This is a genomic window from Paracoccus sp. PAR01 (assembly GCF_014851995.1).
GTDB classification, from domain to species: Bacteria; Pseudomonadota; Alphaproteobacteria; order Rhodobacterales; family Rhodobacteraceae; genus Paracoccus; species Paracoccus litorisediminis.
Window position 1 is genome coordinate 702,344 of record NZ_JACVAW010000001.1, and the last position, 18,025, is coordinate 720,368.

At 65.1% G+C, this 18,025-nt stretch carries 21 protein-coding genes; 13 read left to right on the plus strand and 8 right to left on the minus strand.

Features of this window, described 5'->3' with window-relative positions:
• Window positions 1-53 precede the first annotated feature (53 nt).
• A complete protein-coding gene (locus tag IB235_RS03590) occupies window positions 54-641 on the plus strand; it encodes a DUF924 family protein (protein WP_192335587.1) in 588 nt (195 codons plus the stop codon).
• A gap of 42 nt (window positions 642-683) precedes the next feature.
• Window positions 684-2,075: a dihydrolipoyl dehydrogenase gene (lpdA, locus tag IB235_RS03595; RefSeq protein WP_192335589.1), complete on the plus strand. Its 1,392-nt coding sequence runs from the start codon at window positions 684-686 to the stop codon at window positions 2,073-2,075.
• 110 nt (window positions 2,076-2,185) lie between these two features.
• On the opposite strand, the gene IB235_RS03600 is transcribed toward lpdA, so the two are convergent.
• From IB235_RS03600 to IB235_RS03620, 5 genes are all read right to left on the minus strand, one after another.
• Window positions 2,186-3,355, minus strand: coding sequence for a M20 aminoacylase family protein (locus IB235_RS03600; RefSeq protein WP_192335591.1), 1,170 nt, complete (start codon window positions 3,353-3,355; stop codon window positions 2,186-2,188).
• A 63-nt stretch (window positions 3,356-3,418) separates the two neighbouring features.
• The gene (locus tag IB235_RS03605; RefSeq protein ID WP_192335593.1) at window positions 3,419-4,762 is read right to left on the minus strand and encodes an FAD-binding oxidoreductase; all 1,344 of its coding nucleotides are present in this window, start codon (window positions 4,760-4,762) and stop codon (window positions 3,419-3,421) included.
• Window positions 4,763-4,772: 10 nt separating this feature from the next.
• Complete coding sequence (locus IB235_RS03610) at window positions 4,773-5,438, minus strand: thiamine diphosphokinase (protein WP_192335595.1); 666 nt, start codon at window positions 5,436-5,438, stop codon at window positions 4,773-4,775.
• Window positions 5,435-5,647 carry a DUF2842 domain-containing protein gene (locus IB235_RS03615; RefSeq protein ID WP_155038226.1) on the minus strand — a complete coding sequence of 71 codons (213 nt, stop codon included), beginning with the start codon at window positions 5,645-5,647 and terminating at the stop codon, window positions 5,435-5,437. Before IB235_RS03615 ends, IB235_RS03610 begins: the two co-directional genes overlap by 4 nt.
• Before the next feature lies 1 nt (window position 5,648).
• Complete coding sequence (locus tag IB235_RS03620; protein ID WP_155038227.1) at window positions 5,649-6,941, minus strand: adenylosuccinate synthase; 1,293 nt, start codon at window positions 6,939-6,941, stop codon at window positions 5,649-5,651.
• A 198-nt stretch (window positions 6,942-7,139) separates the two neighbouring features.
• Here IB235_RS03620 and IB235_RS03625 point away from each other — a divergent pair, with 198 nt between their 5' ends.
• The 11 genes from IB235_RS03625 to ureG all read left to right on the plus strand — a co-directional run bounded on the left by IB235_RS03625 (window position 7,140) and on the right by ureG (window position 14,139).
• Window positions 7,140-7,946, plus strand: coding sequence for an urease accessory protein UreD (locus tag IB235_RS03625; RefSeq protein ID WP_225612029.1), 807 nt, complete (start codon window positions 7,140-7,142; stop codon window positions 7,944-7,946).
• A 16-nt stretch (window positions 7,947-7,962) separates the two neighbouring features.
• Window positions 7,963-8,265, plus strand: a complete 303-nt coding sequence (locus IB235_RS03630; RefSeq protein WP_192335599.1) for an urease subunit gamma — start codon at window positions 7,963-7,965, stop codon at window positions 8,263-8,265.
• Window positions 8,266-8,274: 9 nt separating this feature from the next.
• Window positions 8,275-8,823 (plus strand): HupE/UreJ family protein, encoded by a 549-nt coding sequence (locus IB235_RS03635; protein WP_192335601.1) that lies wholly within the window; start codon window positions 8,275-8,277, stop codon window positions 8,821-8,823.
• The gene (locus tag IB235_RS03640; RefSeq protein ID WP_192335603.1) at window positions 8,820-9,128 is read left to right on the plus strand and encodes an urease subunit beta; all 309 of its coding nucleotides are present in this window, start codon (window positions 8,820-8,822) and stop codon (window positions 9,126-9,128) included. Before IB235_RS03635 ends, IB235_RS03640 begins: the two co-directional genes overlap by 4 nt.
• 23 nt (window positions 9,129-9,151) lie before the next feature.
• Window positions 9,152-9,967, plus strand: a complete 816-nt coding sequence (locus tag IB235_RS03645) for a cyclase family protein (protein ID WP_192335605.1) — start codon at window positions 9,152-9,154, stop codon at window positions 9,965-9,967.
• Entirely contained in the window at window positions 9,967-10,365 is a 399-nt protein-coding gene (locus IB235_RS03650) for a carboxymuconolactone decarboxylase family protein (RefSeq protein WP_192335607.1), read from the plus strand. Before IB235_RS03645 ends, IB235_RS03650 begins: the two co-directional genes overlap by 1 nt.
• Window positions 10,366-12,066 carry an urease subunit alpha gene (gene ureC, locus IB235_RS03655; protein WP_192335609.1) on the plus strand — a complete coding sequence of 567 codons (1,701 nt, stop codon included), beginning with the start codon at window positions 10,366-10,368 and terminating at the stop codon, window positions 12,064-12,066. It abuts the gene before it with no gap.
• Between the two features lie 109 nt (window positions 12,067-12,175).
• On the plus strand, window positions 12,176-12,394 hold the full coding sequence (locus tag IB235_RS03660; protein WP_155038235.1) for a DUF1127 domain-containing protein: 219 nt from the start codon (window positions 12,176-12,178) through the stop codon (window positions 12,392-12,394).
• 25 nt (window positions 12,395-12,419) lie between these two features.
• Window positions 12,420-12,890, plus strand: coding sequence for an urease accessory protein UreE (locus tag IB235_RS03665; RefSeq protein ID WP_192335611.1), 471 nt, complete (start codon window positions 12,420-12,422; stop codon window positions 12,888-12,890).
• Window positions 12,887-13,516, plus strand: a complete 630-nt coding sequence (locus IB235_RS03670; protein ID WP_192335915.1) for an urease accessory protein UreF — start codon at window positions 12,887-12,889, stop codon at window positions 13,514-13,516. Before IB235_RS03665 ends, IB235_RS03670 begins: the two co-directional genes overlap by 4 nt.
• Window positions 13,513-14,139 (plus strand): urease accessory protein UreG, encoded by a 627-nt coding sequence (gene ureG, locus IB235_RS03675; RefSeq protein WP_192335613.1) that lies wholly within the window; start codon window positions 13,513-13,515, stop codon window positions 14,137-14,139. Before IB235_RS03670 ends, ureG begins: the two co-directional genes overlap by 4 nt.
• Window positions 14,140-14,216: 77 nt before the next feature.
• Here ureG and IB235_RS03680 read toward each other — a convergent pair whose 3' ends face one another.
• The 3 genes from IB235_RS03680 to alaS form a co-directional block, all read right to left on the minus strand.
• Window positions 14,217-15,011, minus strand: a complete 795-nt coding sequence (locus IB235_RS03680; RefSeq protein WP_192335616.1) for a class II glutamine amidotransferase — start codon at window positions 15,009-15,011, stop codon at window positions 14,217-14,219.
• A 65-nt stretch (window positions 15,012-15,076) separates the two neighbouring features.
• Entirely contained in the window at window positions 15,077-15,367 is a 291-nt protein-coding gene (locus tag IB235_RS03685; protein WP_192335618.1) for a DUF1330 domain-containing protein, read from the minus strand.
• A complete protein-coding gene (gene alaS / locus IB235_RS03690) occupies window positions 15,364-18,021 on the minus strand; it encodes an alanine--tRNA ligase (RefSeq protein WP_192335620.1) in 2,658 nt (885 codons plus the stop codon). Before alaS ends, IB235_RS03685 begins: the two co-directional genes overlap by 4 nt.
• Window positions 18,022-18,025: the final 4 nt, after the last annotated feature.

Genomic DNA, 18,025 nt, shown 5'->3' on the forward strand with positions numbered 1-18,025 from the left:
CTTGCGGCCCGGCCCGGCCAATGCAACCATCCCCGCAAATATGGAGGGATGGCATGACCCAAAGCATCGCAACCCCGGACCAGATCGTCCGGTTCTGGCTGGATGAGGTCGGCGCGCAAGGCTGGTACACGCGGTCAGACACACTCGATCAAACCATCCGCGACCGCTTCATGGCGACATGGGAACAGGCGGCAACGCTGACCCCGGACTGGACCGGAACCGCCGAAGGTACGCTGGCCGCGCTGATCCTGACCGACCAGTTCCCGCGCAACATGTTCCGCGAGGATCCCCGCGCCTTTGCCACCGACGCCCTCGCCTGCGCCATCGCGGATGCGGCCATCGCCAACGGGTACGATCTGCAGATCCAGCCCCCCGCCCGGCAGTTCTTCTACCTGCCCTTCGAGCATTCCGAGGATCTGGCCGATCAAGACCGCGCGGTCGCGCTTTTCGCCGAGTTCATGCCCGGCGAGAATGTGCACCACGCCGAACTGCACCGCGACACCATCGCCCGTTTCGGCCGCTTCCCGTGGCGCAATGCGGCGCTGGGGCGCGATCCGACACCAGCGGAAATGCACGTGATGCAGGCAGGCGGCTATGGCGCGCTGGTCTCGGGCAAGCTGTCGCTTGCCGATCTCGAGTAAATGGTTTAACGCTCAACTATCTTTTTCCAGAGGGGGAATTCCATGGCGCAATCCTTCGACATGGTGGTGATCGGCTCGGGTCCGGGCGGTTATGTCTGCGCCATCCGCGGAGCCCAGCTTGGCCTGAAGGTCGCAGTGATCGAACGCGAGCATCTGGGCGGCATCTGCCTGAACTGGGGCTGCATCCCGACCAAGGCGCTGCTGCGTTCGGCCGAGGTCTTCCACCTGATGCACCGCGCCAAGGAATTCGGCCTGTCCGCAGGCAATATCGGCTATGATCTGCCCGCCGTCGTCCAGCGCTCGCGCGGCGTGGCGAAACAGCTGGCCAGCGGCGTCGGCCACCTGCTGAAAAAGAACAAGGTCACCGTGATCATGGGTGAGGCGACGCTGGCCGGCCCCGGCAAGATCTCGGTCAAGACCGACAAGGGCACCGAGGAAGTCACCGGCAAGTCCATCGTGCTGGCCACCGGCGCGCGTGCCCGCGAATTGCCGGGTCTTGAGCCCGATGGCGATCTGGTCTGGAACTACAAGCACGCGCTGAACCCACCGCGGATGCCGGGCAAGCTGCTGGTCATCGGCTCGGGCGCAATCGGCATCGAATTCGCCAGCTTCTTCAACACGCTCGGCGCAGATACGACGGTGGTCGAGGTCATGGACCGCGTGCTGCCGGTCGAGGACGCGGAAATCTCGGCTTTGGCGAAGAAGCAATTCGTCAAGCAGGGCATGAAGATCATCGAAAAAGGCACGGTCAAGAAGCTTGACCGCGCCAAGGGCAAAGTCACCGCCCATATCGAGATCGGCGGTAAGACCGAAACGCATGACTTCGACACCGTGATCTCCGCCGTCGGCATCGTCGGCAATGTCGAAAACCTTGGCCTCGAGAAACTGGGCGCCAAGATCGACCGCACCCATGTCGTGACCGATGAATATTGCCGCACCGGCGTCGAAGGACTTTTCGCCATCGGTGACGTCGCCGGCGCTCCTTGGCTTGCGCATAAGGCCAGCCATGAAGGCGTCATGGTCGCTGAACTGATCGCCGGCCAACACCCGCACCCGATCAAGCCGAACTCGATCCCCGGCTGCACCTATTGCAACCCGCAGGTCGCCTCTGTCGGTCTGACCGAGGAAAAGGCCAAGGCAGAAGGTTACGACATCAAGGTCGGCCGCTTCCCCTTCGTCGGCAATGGCAAAGCCATCGCCCTTGGCGAACCGGAAGGTCTGGTCAAAACCATCTTCGACGCGAAAACCGGCGAGCTGCTGGGTGCCCATATGGTCGGTGCCGAAGTCACTGAACTGATCCAAGGCTATGTGATCGGCCGCACGCTGGAAACCACCGAGGCCGAGCTGATGGAGACGGTCTTCCCGCACCCGACCCTGTCCGAGATGATGCACGAATCCGTGCTGTCGGCCTACGGACGCACCATCCACTTCTGACGCTAAAAGGGGGCCGCAACGCCCCCTTTCTTCGTTTTGGAAATACCCCACGGGGGGTCCGGGGGTGTGAAACCCCCGGCACTATGGCCGGGGTCCAAGGCCCCCAGCGCTCAGGCCGAAAGCGGCATCCGCGCCTCGACCATACCCGCATACCAACTCGACCCGGCCGGGATCGCATCATCGTCGAAATCATAGGCGGCGTGATGCAACATGGCGGTGTCGCCATTCCCGACAAAGATATAGGCGCCGGGACGGGTGTTCAGCATGTAGCTGAAATCCTCGCCCGCCATCAGCGGGGCCAGATCCATGTCCACCCCGCCCGCGATCTGGCGCGCCACCTCGGCGGCATGCTGCGCCGACGTGGGATCGTTCATCGTCACCGGATAGCCACGCTCATATTCGACATGCGCCTGCGCGCCAAAGGCCGCGGCGACATTTTCGGCCACGCGCTTGATGCCTTCTTCAAGCTGGTCGCGCACGGCGGGATCAAGACTCCGCGCCGTCCCCTTCAGCTTCACCACCTGCGGGATCACGTTATGCGCCGTCGAATCCGTCTCAACCACGCAGACCGAGACCACGCCGCTTTTCAGCGGATCGATATTGCGCGAGACGATGGATTGCAGCGCCACGATGATCTGGGCTGAAACCAGCGTCGTGTCGATCGTCTCATGGGGTTTGGCGGCATGGCCACCCCGGCCGGTGACGATGATGTCGAACTGGTCGGCAGCAGCCATCATCGCACCCTCGCGGATGGCAAAGCTACCGGTCGGCAGGCCCGGCATATTGTGCATGCCATAGAATTCCTGAATGCCCCAGCGATCCGCCAGCCCGTCCTGGATCATGGCAAGACCGCCGCCGCCGCCCTCTTCGGCGGGTTGAAAAATCACCACGGCGGTGCCGTCGAAATTCCGCGTCTCGGACAGGTATTTCGCCGCCCCCAGCAACATCGCGGTATGGCCGTCATGACCACAGGCATGCATGATACCCGGCGTTTTCGAGGCGTAGTTCGCGCCGGTGATCTCGGTGATCGGCAAGGCGTCCATGTCGGCGCGCAACCCGATCACGCGGCCCTGCGTGTCGCGATTGCCCTTGATGACGCCCACAACGCCGGTCCGGCCAATGCCCTCGACCACCTCATCGACGCCAAAACCGCGCAGCAATTCGGCCACCTTGCCCGCCGTGCGATGCACCTCATAAAGCAGTTCGGGATTTTCGTGGAAATCCCGTCTCCATGCGGTGATCTCGGGCAGAAGTTCGGCGAAACGGTTCTTGACGGGCATATGACATCTCCTTCGCTGGAAGCTTGGCGGTTTTGCCAAGCCGCCGCAAGGGCTGCCACCCGCTCAGATCGAGGGGCCAAGCTCGATCTTCGATCCGTCTGAAAAACGGGCAAAGCGGAAGCGGGTCAGATCATGGCCCACGGGCTTGCCCAGCATCAGATCGGCCATGACGCGGCCAATGCCCGGCCCGATGCCGAAACCATGCCCGGACAGGCCCGTCGCGATGAAAAAGCCGGGAATCGGGCTTTCGTCCAGAATCGGAACCTGATCCGGTGTCACGTCGATCATCCCCGCCCATGCGCGGGCGATGGCCGGCTTGCCCAGTTTCGGGAAAGCCGCTGCGAAATCGCCGCGCAAACGCTCGATCCGGGCCATGTTGGGGGCGGGGTCCAGCACACGCATCCGCTCAAACGGCGACACGTCGTCTGCCCCCCAGCGCCGGGCCGTGCCCCATGCGTCGGGAAAGCCTTTCGGGGCGGCAGGGCTAAGGCGGGTATGGCTCAGGTCACGCCGGATCTGCGGCAGGAACGCCCGCAGATTGCGGAAGGCCGCCGGACCGATCCAGAAGTCATGACCGATGCCCGGAGCCAGCGTGTAACCGCCATCCGTCCGCCGCCGAAAGGCAAAGCCCGCATCCGCCGCGTTTCCGGCATGGAAATCCGGCATCTCCTCGGTCGCTGCAACCGTCGCTCGGACCGATAGCTGCGGAAACCACAGACCGGAATTGCCCGCGAACAGCGACGACCATGCGCCCCCGGCCAGCAGCACCAAGGGCGCGGCGATCCTGCCCTTTTCGGTCACCACGCCCGAGATCCGCCCGCCCGAGGTCTCGACCCCGCGCACGGCGCAATCCTCGCAGATGGTCACGCCCGCATCAGCGGCCAGTCCGGCAATGGCGGGAACGGCGGTCCAGGGCTCGGCGCGGGCATCGCTGGGCGTGGTCAGCGCCCCGACCCAGCCCGTAGCATTGGGCAGGATCTGGTCAAGCTCGGCCCGGCCCAGCAGGTGCGTGTCCAGTCCATGCGCGCGGGCATGGGGCAGCCAGCTTTCATAGCTGGCCAGATCGGCTTCGGATGCCGCCAGATAGGTGGTGCCGGTGCGGCGCAGGCTGACCACCTCACCCAGCCGCTGGTCCAAGCCCTGCCACAGGCGCAAGGCCTCGACCATGATCGGCAATTCGCCGGGATCGCGGCCCTGCTGGCGCACCCAGCCCCAGTTGCGAGAGCTTTGCTCTCCGGCGATGCGGCCCTTTTCGCACAGGGTCACGCGCTGCCCGGCCTCGGCCAGATATAGCGCGGTCATCACCCCGGCGATGCCACCGCCAATGATGACGACATCGGCCTGTGCGGGCGGAGTTGCGGGAAAGCGCGCGGGCGCTGCGAGGGTAATCGGGCCACCGGTTTTCATGGCCCAAGGCTTAGCGGGCGCTCTGCCCTTCGGCAAGAACCGCCGCAAGAAGGTCCAGAGATTTGCGCGGCAGGATCAACAGCATCGCACCATCGGTTTCGATCACCACCGGACCCGTCGCCTCGTTCGAGGTCCCGACCCGGCCCATTGGCGCAAATTCAAGCCCGTCGATTGGCCAGCGCAACCCGGTCGAGCGGCCCGTCGCCTGCCCCATCGGGAACAGCGACACCCGCGTCCCCGGAGCAAGATCCAGTGCGATCCGGGGCGGACATAGTGCGATCACGTCATCCCCGGCGATCAGAATGCAAGGCGGGCCAATGCGGCGAGAAAGCACGTTCAGCGCGGCCAGAAAATGGTCTTGCCGCGCGCCCGAAAAACCCACCGCCAGAACAAGCGGCGCGTCGATCCGTATCAGGCATTTTTCGAAGTCGGTGCTGTCCTGTTCCGCAATGTGATGCAGGCGATCCGCCGGAATTGCCTTATGGGCAGCATCGGACAGGGAATCGAAATCGCCAAAGACCGCCTCGGGGGTCAAGCCATGGGCCAGCGCGCGATCCGCACCACCATCGGCGGCGGCGATCACCGGGGCCAAAGCCCGCGCCGCATCAATATCCGCCTGCGAAAACGGACCGCCGCCGATCAAGGTGACCGGCTGGCGGCTGGCAAGGACGGTCATTCGCCCTTGCCGATGCCGGTGAAGACCCGGCGAAAGGGCAGGATCCACAGGATGCCCAGCCCGATATAGACCGCCAGCTCGACAATGATCGGCTGGCGTCCAAAGGCGCGATCCATCCAGTTCACCAGCGTCACGGCCACCACGATATACAGTGGCAGGCCGATCAGCAGGATCACCAAGGACCAGCGTTTGCGCGCCTTCAGGTTCATCTCAGTCCGCGAAGGGATCGGTGACAAGGATGGTATCGTCACGCTCGGGCGAGGTCGAGAGCAGCGCCACCGGGCACTGGATCAGTTCCTCGATGCGACGGACATACTTGATGGCATTCGCCGGCAGATCGGCCCAGCTGCGCGCACCTTGGGTCGATTCCGACCAGCCGTCCATTTCCTCATAGATCGGCGTCACGCGCGATTGCAGCGCGGCGGCGGTCGGCAGGTGGTCGTAACGCACGCCGTCGATCTCGTAGCCGGTGCAGATCTTGATGGTCTCGAACCCGTCCATCACGTCCAGCTTGGTCAGCGCGATGCCGTTCACGCCGGAAATGGCGCAGGTCTGGCGGACCAGAACCGCGTCGAACCAGCCGCAGCGGCGCTTGCGCCCGGTGACGGTGCCGAATTCATGGCCACGTTCGCCCAGACGTTGGCCGTCGGCATCCTCCAGCTCGGTCGGGAAGGGGCCTTCGCCGACGCGGGTGGTGTAGGCCTTGACGATGCCCAGAACGAAGCCGATGGCGCTGGGGCCCATGCCGGTCCCGGAAGCGGCCATGCCCGACATGGTGGTCGAGGAGGTCACATAGGGATAGGTGCCGAAATCGATGTCCAGCAGGCTGCCTTGCGCGCCTTCGAACAGGATGCGTTTGCCGGCCTTGCGGTAGTCGTTCATCACCTTCCAGACCGGCTGCGCGTATTGCAGCAGGCGGGGGGCGATTTCCAGCAGCTTGGCGCGCAGCTCGGCCCGGTCGATCGGGGTCGCGCCAAGGCCCTGACGCAGCGCGTCGTGATGCGCCAGCAGACGATCAAGGCGGGAATCCAGCGTTTCCTCATCGCCCAGATCGGCGACGCGGATGGTGCGGCGGCCGACCTTATCCTCATAGGCCGGGCCAATGCCGCGACCGGTCGTGCCGATTTTCGAGGCACCGGCAGCGGCTTCGCGCAGCTGGTCCAGATCCTGATGCAGCGGCAGGATCAGCGGGGTGTTTTCCGCGATCATCAGGTTCTCGGGGCCGATTTCGACCCCCTGAGCCTCAAGTTTCGCGATTTCGGTGAACAGCGCCCAGGGGTCCAGCACGACGCCGTTGCCGATGACCGCCATCTTGCCCTTGCGCACGATGCCCGAGGGCAGCAGCGACAGTTTGAAGACCGTTTCGCCGATGACCAAGGTGTGGCCCGCGTTATGGCCCCCCTGGAAACGCGCGATCACGTCAGCGCGTTCGGACAGCCAGTCAACGATCTTGCCCTTGCCTTCGTCGCCCCATTGCGCGCCGACGACCACCACATTGGCCATATTGGATCCCTTCCGCGGTCATGAAATGCCGCTGATGGTATAGACATTGAAGGCGCTGGATTAAAGCGCAATTACCCCTGCGCATTTTTTGGGCGAACTGCCGGATTTTTGGCCGGTCGAAAGAGATGGGATGGCCAACCGCGCCGCTCCATTGCGAATTCGTCGCGGCTTTGCCCATGGTTCAGGCAAGAGGCCATGATGCTGCACCAGAACATGTCACCCGTATTGCCCCGCGCCCAAGGCACGCTTCGTGCCGGATTCGCGCATTCGCGCGGCGCGACCCGGATTGCGCGCCTGCATCAGGCCGGCAGCGCCAAGGCCATGCTGCCCCCCGCCCCCGGCTGCGAGATGGTGCTGCTGAACACCTCGGGCGGGCTGACCGGCGGCGACCGCATGCAGATCGCGGTGACGCAGGGTGCCAACACGCAGCTGACGGTGACGACGCAGACGGCGGAGCGCGCCTATCGCTCGACCACCGGGCGGGCACGGGTCGAAGCGCGGTTCGAGGTCGCGGACGCTGCGCATCTGGACCTGCTGCCGCAGGAAACCATCCTGTTCGACCGCGCGGCGCTCCTGCGGCAGCAGGAAATCGCGCTGACCGGAAGCGCCACCTGTCTGTGGGTCGAAACCCTGATCCTTGGCCGCGCCGCGATGGGGGAAACCGTCCGCACGCTGGACCTGACCGACCGCCGCCGGGTGACCCGTGATGGCCGCCCGGTCTTTATCGAAAACCTTCGGCTGGACGATGCCGCGCTGGCGGGCGACAGCCCCGCCACGCTGGCCGGATGCCGCGCTTTTGCGACGCTGGTGCTGGTCGCCCCCGACGCCGCTGACCGCCTAGCGCCCGCCCGTGCGGCCTTGGGCCCCGACGGCGCGGCCAGCGCCTTTGACGGCAAGCTGGTGGCGCGGCTGATGGCTGATGACGGCTGGCCGCTGCGGCAGGCCCTGATGCGGCTGATCCGGGCGGTCCGTCCCGGTCCCCTGCCCCGCGTCTGGCAGATTTGAACCTGATGAGGACAAGATGAACCTGAGCCCCCGCGAAAAGGAAAAGCTGCTGGTCTCGGTCGCCGCCATGGTGGCGCGGGGCCGGCTGGCACGCGGCGTCAAGCTGAACCACCCCGAGGCCATCGCGCTGATTACCGATTTCGTGGTCGAAGGCGCGCGGGACGGACGCTCGGTCGCCGATCTGATGGAGGCGGGCGCCCATGTCATCACCCGCGATGACTGCATGTCCGGCATCCCCGAGATGATCCATTCCGTGCAGGTCGAGGCCACCTTTCCCGACGGCACGAAACTTGTCACCGTCCACGACCCGATCCGCTGAGAGGCCATGATGAAACGTATCCTTCCCTTGCTTCTGATGCCCACGGCGGCCCTTGCCCATCCCGGCGCGCATGGCCATAGCGCCCCCTTCACCGAGGGCTGGACGCACCCCTTGGGCGGCACCGACCATGTGCTGGCGATGGTGGCGGTGGGGCTTTGGGCCGCGACCGGATCCGACCGCCGCGGCGTGTGGGCGCTGCCCTTGGCCTTTGTCGCGGCGATGCTGGCGGGCGGGGCGATGGGTGCTGCCGGTATCGGCCTGCCAGCGGTTGAGCCGATGATCCTTGCCTCATCCATCCTTCTTGGCCTTGCCGTCGCGCTGGCGCTGCGTCCGTCGCTGGGTTTTGCCTTGCCGGTGGTGGCGCTGTTCGGGCTGTTCCACGGCCATGCCCACGGGGCTGAAGGTCCGGCGACCGGAATGCTGGCCTATGCGGCGGGCTTTGCGCTGGCGACCGGCGGCTTGCATCTGGCGGGGATCGGTCTGGGTCGTCTGGGCGGCGCACGCGTCCTTGGCGCGGCCACGGCGGCGGCGGGCGTCGCCTTGGCGGTGATGCCATGATCCCCGGCGAGGTCTTCCCTGCCGAGGGCGAGATCACCCTGAACAAGGGCGTCGAGGCGATCACCCTGATGGTCGCCAATACCGGCGACCGCCCGGTTCAGGTCGGCAGCCATTACCATTTCGCCGAAACCAATCCGGGTCTCAGCTTCGACCGCGATGCGGCGCGAGGGATGCGGCTTGACATAGCGGCAGGCACTGCCGTCCGCTTCGAGCCGGGCCAGAAGCGCGAGGTCCGGCTGATTCCCATTTCCGGGGCGCGCGCGATCTGGGGTTTCAACGGTCAGGTCATGGGTCCGCTGGACTGACCTGCCAAGGGAGGGAACGGACGATGTGCAATGCCTGCGTGATCGAACATGTCAAGGAAACCATGCTGAGCCGGCGCAGCCTGTTCATGGGCGCGGCGGCCTCGGGTGCGGCGGCGATTGCCGCCAGCGCGATCAGCGCCCGGCCCGCGATGGCTCAGGCCAGCGGCAAGGTCGTCGACCTGACCTATGTCTTTGACGAGAAGTTCCCGACCTTCGACGGCGCGCCCGGCATTGCCTATGAAGAGGCCGTCAACTTCGACAAGTCAGGCTACCAGTTGTGGAAGCTGACGATCGTCGAACATTCCGGCACCCATATCGACGCGCCGCTGCATTTCTCCAAGGACGGGATGTCGGTCGACCAGATCCCGGCGGAAAGTCTGATCTGCCCGCTTTGCGTGATCGACATCACCGCAAAGGCCAGAGACGACGCCAATGCCGCCCTTGAGGCCGAGGACGTACAGGCATGGGTTTCCGCCAATGGCGAGATCCCGAAAGGCGCCTGCATCGCGATGAATTCCGGCTGGGGCGCCAAGGTCGCCACGCCCGAATTCCGCAATACGCCCGATGGCAAGTTTGCCTTCCCGGGCTTTGGGAAATCCGCGACCGACCTCTTGGCCGAAATGGGTGTGGCGGCGATTGCCAGCGACAGCCTGTCGCTCGATCCCGGCAATTCGCCGGATTTCGCGGTGCATAACTCGTGGCTGCCCGGTGGCCGCTACGGGATCGAGAACCTCGCCAATGTCGACCAGCTTCCCGCCAAGGGGGCCACGATCTTTGTCGGCGCGCCGAAACATGCCCGTGGCACCGGTGGCCCGGCCCGTATTCTGGCGATGGTCTGATGGCGACCGTTCCGCTGCTTGCCGATGGCGAGGCGCCGCCCGAAAGCCTGGCGGTCTTTGACGAGATCCGCGAGGCGCGCGGCACCGATTACGTCAACAATTTCTGGCGCGCGCTGGCCCATGACCCGGCGCTTTTGCGCGCGACATGGGAACGCGCGGCGCATGTGATGGCGCCGGGCGCGCTGCATCCGCTGGTCAAGGAGCTGGTCTATATCGCCGTCTCGACCGCGAATGGCTGCACCTATTGCGTCCATTCGCACACGGCCGCCGCCCGCGCCAAGGGCATGACGCCCGACCAACATGCCGAGCTTCTGGCCGTGATCGCCATGGCCAGCCAGACCAATGCCTTGGCCACCGCGCTTGCCGTGCCGGTGGATGACCGCTTTCAGGAGAACTAGATGGCCCTGACCATTTCCCGCGCCGAATATGCCCAGATGTACGGTCCCACCACCGGCGACCGTGTCCGCTTGGGCGACACCGAAATCATCATCGAGGTCGAACGCGACCTGACCACCTATGGCGAAGAGGTGAAATTCGGCGGCGGGAAGGTCATCCGCGACGGCATGGGCCAGTCCCAGATCAGCCGCGCGGGCGGGTCGATGGACACGGTCATCACCAATGCCCTGATCCTTGACCATTCCGGCATCTACAAGGCCGATATCGGGCTGCGGGACGGTCGCATCGCCGGGATCGGCAAGGCCGGAAACCCCTACACCCAGCCCGGTGTCACGCTGATCATCGGGCCGGGCACGGAAATCATCGCCGGCGAGGGCCGTATCGTCACCGCCGGCGGCATGGACGCGCATATCCATTTCATCTGCCCTCAGCAGGTCGAGGACGCGATTTCCTCGGGCATGACCACGATGCTGGGCGGCGGAACCGGTCCGGCGCATGGCACGCTGGCGACCACCTGCACCCCCGGCCCGTGGCATATCGGGCGGATGCTGATGGCGATGGATTCGGTGCCGGTGAACATGCTGATCTCGGCCAAGGGCAATGCCTCGCGCCCCGAGGCGCTTGAGGAAATGGTCCGCGCCGGGGCCTCGACCCTGAAACTGCACGAGGATTGGGGCACCACCCCCGCCGCCATCGACTGCTGCCTGACGGTGGCCGACGCGATGGATGTGCAGGTCACCATCCATACCGACACGCTGAACGAATCCGGCTTCGTCGAAAACACCCTTGCCGCGATCAAGGGCCGCACCATCCACGCCTTCCATACCGAGGGCGCAGGCGGTGGTCATGCCCCCGACATCATCCGTCTGGTCGGCGCGCCGAATGTCATCCCCAGTTCCACGAACCCGACCCGCCCCTTCACGGCGAATACGCTGGAAGAGCATCTGGACATGCTCATGGTCTGCCATCACCTCGACAAGCGCGTCCCCGAGGATGTGGCCTTCGCCGAATCCCGCATCCGCCGCGAGACCATCGCCGCCGAGGATATCCTGCATGACATGGGGGCGTTTTCGGTGATCTCCTCGGACAGTCAGGCCATGGGCCGGGTGGGCGAGGTCATCACCCGGACATGGCAGACCGCGCATAAGATGAAGGTCCAGCGTGGGCGGCTGGCCGATGAGACCGGCCAGAACGACAATATCCGCGCCCGCCGCTACGTCGCGAAATACACGATCAACCCCGCCATCGCCCATGGCATCGCGCATGAGATCGGCTCTATCGAGCCCGGCAAGCGCGCCGATCTGGTGATCTGGGACCCGGCCATGTTTGGCGCCAAGCCCGAGATGGTGCTGGTCGGCGGCATGATCTCATGGGCGCAGATGGGTGATCCGAACGGCTCGATCCCGGTGCAGCCGATGTATATGCGCCCGATGTGGGGCGCGATGGGACGGGCGATGCAGGCATCAAGCGTGACCTTTGTCAGTCAGGCGGGGCTGGATGCCGGCTGCGCCGACGGCATGCTGAAAGGCGCGGTCGCCGTGCGTGGCACCCGTGGCATCGGCAAGGCCGACATGATGCTGAACGCCACCACGCCCGTGATTGAGGTCGATCCCGAAACCTATGAAGTGCGCGCGAATGGCGAATTGCTGACCTGCCAGCCCGCGACTGAACTGCCGCTCGCGCAGCGCTACTTCATGTACTGATCATTGCTGCAACGTAGCATTGCAAAAACCGCCATAGTTGAGACAGCAAATATGACCTATAGTCATCCTCATGGGAGGAAACCGTTCGCCAACACCGGAAGGGTTTCCAATGGCTATCCAATCGACCGAATTCGCCCCGTCGCTTCGCGCCCGCGTGGATGCAATCTTTGCCCGCATCGGTCAGGGCATGACCAACTATGCCGACCGCCGCTCGCGCCGCCGCGAGATCGAGGCGCTCGAAGCGCTGTCGGACAAGGAACTGGCCGATATGGGCATCGCGCGCGACCGGATCGTGCATTACGTCTTCCGCGACATGGTCTGGCTGTAAGCCACGCCCGGACGGGGGTGCGTCAATGAGCGCGCCCCTGATCAGCCTGCGCGCGACAGAAGTCCTGCGCGCGACCCCGGCCGAGGATACCGTCGTCCTTGACTATGAAGGCCGCTTCCTGCGCCGCAAGCGCCTGATTTCCCGTGCGGGTCTGTCCTTTCTGGTCGACCTGCCCGAGACCGTCAGCCTTGATCCCGGCGATGCCTTTCGCCTTGAGAGCGGCCAGTTGATCGGCGTCGTCGCAGCGATGGAGCCTTGCCTGCGCGTCGAGGGGCCACTGCCCCGCCTTGCCTGGCATATCGGCAACCGCCACACCCCCTGCCAGATCGAAGCCGACCATCTGCTGATCCGCGCCGATCATGTGCTCGAAGGCATGCTGCGCGGCCTTGGCGCAACCGTCACCGCCACCATGGCCCCCTTTGCCCCCGAGGGCGGCGCCTACGGCCACGGCCGCACCATGGGCCATGACCACGGCCCCGGCTTCCATTCGCACTGATGCTGTCCCGTCTGACCCTGATCCAATGGCTGTCCCCCGCCTTTCCGACCGGGGGCTTCGCCTATTCCCACGGCCTTGAACAGGCCATGGTGGACGGTGCCCGCGATGCCGATGCCGTGCGGGCTTGGGTGTCGGATGTGCTGCGGCGCGGCGGTGGCTGGACCGATGCCGTGGCTCTGTCCCTGACCGTGCGCGGCGAGGATGCCGACGAACTGGCCGATCTGGTGCGGGCGCAGGCCGGATCGGCTGAACGCCTGACCGAGACCATGGATCAGGGCCGCGCCTTCGCCCAGACGGTCGAGGCACTGACCGGTTCCCCCCAACCGCTGCGCCCCCTGCCCGTCGCCGTCGGTTTTGCTGTGCGCGGGCTGGACCTGCCGCACGCGGACATCATCGCCCATTACCTGCATGCCTTTGCCGCCAACCTGATCTCGGCGGCGACGCGCTTCCTGCCCTTGGGTCAGGCGCAAGCGCAACAGGCGCTGGCCGCCCTGCATCCGCTGATCGCTGAGGTAGCGGCGCTTGCGGTGCAGGCAGGGCGGGACGCGCTTGAAACCGGGTGCTTCGGCGCCGATCTTGCGGCCATGCGGCATGAAACTTTAGACGTAAGGATTTTCCGCACATGAGCCATAATGGCCCCCTGCGCGTCGGCATCGGCGGCCCCGTCGGCGCGGGCAAGACCACCCTGACCGAGCAATTGGCCCGCGCGCTGGCCCCGCGCCTGTCGATGGCGGTCATCACCAATGACATCTACACCCGCGAGGATGCCGAGGCATTGATGCGCGCGCAGGTTCTGCCCGTGGACCGCATCCGCGGTGTCGAGACCGGCGGCTGCCCGCATACGGCGATCCGCGAGGATGCCAGCATCAACCTTGCTGCCGTGGCCGATCTGCGCGCCGCCCATCCCGATCTTGAGCTGATCCTGATCGAATCAGGCGGCGACAATCTGGCGGCGACCTTCAGCCCGGAACTGGCAGACCTGACCATCTATGTCATCGACACCGCCGCAGGTCAGGACATCCCCCGCAAGCGCGGGCCGGGACTTGCGCGCTCGGACCTGCTGGTGGTGAACAAGACCGATCTGGCCCCCTATGTCGGGGTCGATCTGGACCTGCTGGAAAGCGATGCGCGGGTTGCCCGCGGGCCCCGGCCCTTTGTCATGGCGCAACTGCGCCACGGCAAGGGCATCGACGAGATCGTCGATTTTCTGGTGCGCGAAGGCGGGCTGGTTCTGGGGGCCGCAGCCTGACGGGCCGAACGCGGGCGCATCGCGGGCTGAAAGCTCGCAGTGGGTATTTGTGAAACGGAGAAATGCGCGGTCGCGCCTCAGGCGGCCGCCGCCTGAGCCTGTGGCACGAAGGGGGTGACCACCAGATCCGGGCCATCAAAGATGCAGAAGCTTTGCGGCGGCACCTCCAGCCAGTCGGATTCATCCGTTTCCAGAGGTTCCGAGACCACGGCGCGTCCGCCCCGCGTGTCCGACCAGCGGTGAAACAGTGTCGGCGCCTGATTGTCGCTGGCATAGCGCAAGGCATAGAGCCTTTCGCCATCCGAGAAGGCGGCGGTCAGGCGGACATGCGGCGCTTCGCCCTTTTGCCGGGCAAGGGATTCGAATTTCGCGGTGGCGATGGCCATCGCGCGGGCTGGGTCATTGTCCAGCCCCTCACCCAAGGCCATCAGGAACAGCGCCTCACTGTCGGTCGCGCCCTTGCGATGCGGGTAGTATTCGTCGGGGATCATCACCTCAGCATGGCGGCGGTAGCGGTCATAGCCGCCAAACTGGCCGTTATGCATGAAGCTCCATCTGCCGACGACAAAGGGATGGCAATTGTTGCGGCTGGTCGCGGTGCCGGTCGAAGCGCGGACATGGGCCAGAAACAGGTGCGATTTCAGCGTGGCGGTCAGGCTGCGCAGGTTGCTGTCGGACCAGGCGGGCATGATGTCGCGGTAAAGACCCGGTTCAGGGCGTTCGCCGTACCAGGCAACGCCGAAACCATCGGCATTGACCGGAGTATGGCAGCGCGTCGCGCCATGGCTTTGCCGGACCAGCGAATGGCCGGGCCGACAGATCACGTCCTCAAGATAGATCGGACTGCCGATATAGGCTGCCCAGCGGCACATGCCTGTCCCCTTTCGTGCTTTTTCCAAAGCTTGGCACGAAAAGCTTGAGAAATCATCAATAAGTCTTAGGCCGGGTTTTCCTCGACGATCACAAGATCGCGCTCGGCAGCACCTTTGGCGAATTCGAGGGCAGCCTGATACTCGGCCGAGCGGTAGCAGGCCACCGCATCCTCGACGCTGGGGAAGCGCGCGACGACATTGCGGGCGCGTTCATTGCCCTCAAGCTGCACATAGCGCGTGCCACGGGCAAGGAAGACCCCGCCATGCGCGGCGATGGCCGGACCGGCCAGCTTGGCATATTCGCCATAGCTGTCCGGGTTGGTCACGTTGACATGGGCAATCCAGAGCGCGGTCATGCTTTCTCTCCGATCAGGGTCTCGATAGCAGCGATGGCGCTGTCGGCGGCATCCAGGCTGGGTGCGCCGCCTTGGGCGCGGTCGGGACGGCCACCGCCGCCCTTGCCACCCAGCGCTGCGGTCGCGGCCTGCACCAGTTCGACTGCGGTGACACGGGAGATCAGATCGGGCGTGACGCCAGCGGCGACGGTCGCCTTGCCATCGGCCTCGGCCAGAACGACCACGGCACCCGAGCCCAGACGCGACTTCATCTCATCGACCAGCGGGCCGAGTTCCTTGCCGGAAACGCCATCGACGCGACGCGCGATCAGCTTGATGCCGTTGATTTCCTTGGGCGCATCGTCCGAGCCGCCGCCCATCGCCAACTGGCGCTTCAGCTGGGCGACCTCATTGGCCAGAGCCTTGCGCTCATCAGCCAGCGCGCGGACCTTGTTCACGACGTCACCGGCCTGCGCCTTGACGATGCCCGCGACCTCGGACAGTTCGCCGTCGACGCGGCGCAGGGCATCCATCGCAGCCTGACCGGTCAGCGCTTCGATCCGGCGGATGCCGGCAGCCGAGGCGGTTTCCGAGGTCAGCGCGAACATGCCGATATCGCCGGTGCGCGCGACATGAGTGCCGCCGCAAAGCTCCAGCGAATAGGTCCGACCATTCGCGCCCTTGCCCGAACCGACCAGCTCACCCATCGAGACAACGCGGACTTCGTCGCCGTATTTCTCGCCGAACAGCGCCTGCGCGCCAAGACCACGGGCGTCGTCCGGGGTCATGATACGGGTCTCGACCGGGGTGTTTTGGCGGATGAAATCATTCACCTCGCGTTCAACTCGGGCGATTTCTTCGGCAGTCAGCGCTTTGGCATGGCTGAAGTCGAAGCGCAGACGGTCCGGCGCGTTCAAGCTGCCTCGCTGTGCGACATGCTCACCCAGCGCGCGGCGCAGTGCCTCGTGCAGCAGGTGCGTGGCGGAATGGTTTGCGCGGATCGCACCACGGCGGTCGTGATCGACCGCAAGCTGCGCACCCTGAGCGCGGCTGATCGTGCCTAAGGTGACCTCGGCCACATGGATGAACAGACCGCCGGATTTCTTGGTATCGGTGATGCGGGCCGCGCCGGTCTCGGTTTTGATCAACCCGGTATCGCCGACCTGACCGCCGGATTCGCCATAGAAGGGCGTCTGGTTCACGACGATCTGGACCTGCTGGCCTTCGGTGGCCTGCTCGACCGCCGCGCCATCCTGCACCAGCGCAAGGATCTGACCTTCGCTTTCCTCGGTGTCATAGCCAAGGAACTCGGTCGCACCGTGCTGCTCGGCCAGATCGAACCAGATCGCGGCGTCCTTGGTTTCGCCCGAACCGGCCCATGCGGCGCGGGCCTTGGCCTTTTGCTCGGCCATGGCGGTGTCGAAACCGGCAGTATCGACCGCGCGGCCCTGTTCACGCAGGGCGTCCTGCGTCAGGTCCAGAGGGAAGCCGTAGGTGTCGTACAGCTTGAAGGCGGCCTCACCGGGCAGGTTCGCACCTTCGGGCAGGCGGGAAACCTCGTCGTCCAGCAGGCGCAGACCGCGATCCAGCGTCTGCTTGAAGCGGGTTTCCTCAAGCTTCAGGGTTTCCTCGATCAGCGCCTGTGCGCGGCCCAGTTCCGGGTAAGCGGTGCCCATCTGGCTGACCAGCGCCGGGACCAGCTTGTGCATGACCGGGTCCTTGGCACCAAGGATATGCGCATGACGCATGGCGCGACGCATGATGCGGCGCAGGACATAACCGCGGCCTTCGTTCGAGGGCATGACGCCATCCGCGATCAGGAAGCTGGTCGAGCGCAGGTGGTCGGCGATCACGCGGTGATGCACCTTGCCCGGACCATCGGGATCGTTCGAGGTCGCGTGCGCGCTGGCCTCGATCAGGCTGCGCATCAGGTCGGTGTCGTAGTTGTCGTGCTTGCCCTGCAGCAGCGCGCCGATCCGCTCCAGCCCCATGCCGGTGTCGATCGACTGCATGTCGAGGGCACGCATCGAGCCGTCCTCGAACTGCTCGTTCTGCATGAAGACGAGGTTCCAGATCTCGATGAAGCGATCGCCATCCTCATCCGGCGAGCCGGGCGGACCGCCCCAGATCTTGTCGCCGTGATCAAAGAAGATCTCGGTGCAGGGACCGCAGGGGCCGGTCGGGCCCATCTGCCAGAAGTTGTCGCTGGTCGGGATGCGGATGATGCGGTCATCGGACAGGCCCGCGACCTTCTTCCAGATATTCGCGGCCTCATCGTCGGTGTGATAGACGGTGACCAGCAGCTTGTCCTTGGGGATGCCGAAATCCTTGGTCAGCAGCTCCCATGCATAGGGGATCGCCTGCGTCTTGAAATAGTCGCCAAAGCTGAAATTGCCCAGCATTTCAAAGAAGGTGTGGTGGCGCGCCGTGTAGCCGACATTGTCTAGGTCGTTGTGCTTGCCGCCCGCGCGCACACATTTCTGCGCCGAGGTCGCGCGGTTGTAATCGCGCGTCTCAACCCCGGTGAACAGGTTCTTGAACTGAACCATGCCCGAGTTGGTGAACATCAGCGTCGGGTCGTTGCGCGGCACCAGCGGGCTGGATTCGACCACACGGTGACCGTTGCGTTCGAAAAAGTTCAGAAACGTCGAGCGAATATCGTTCAAGCTTGGCATGGCG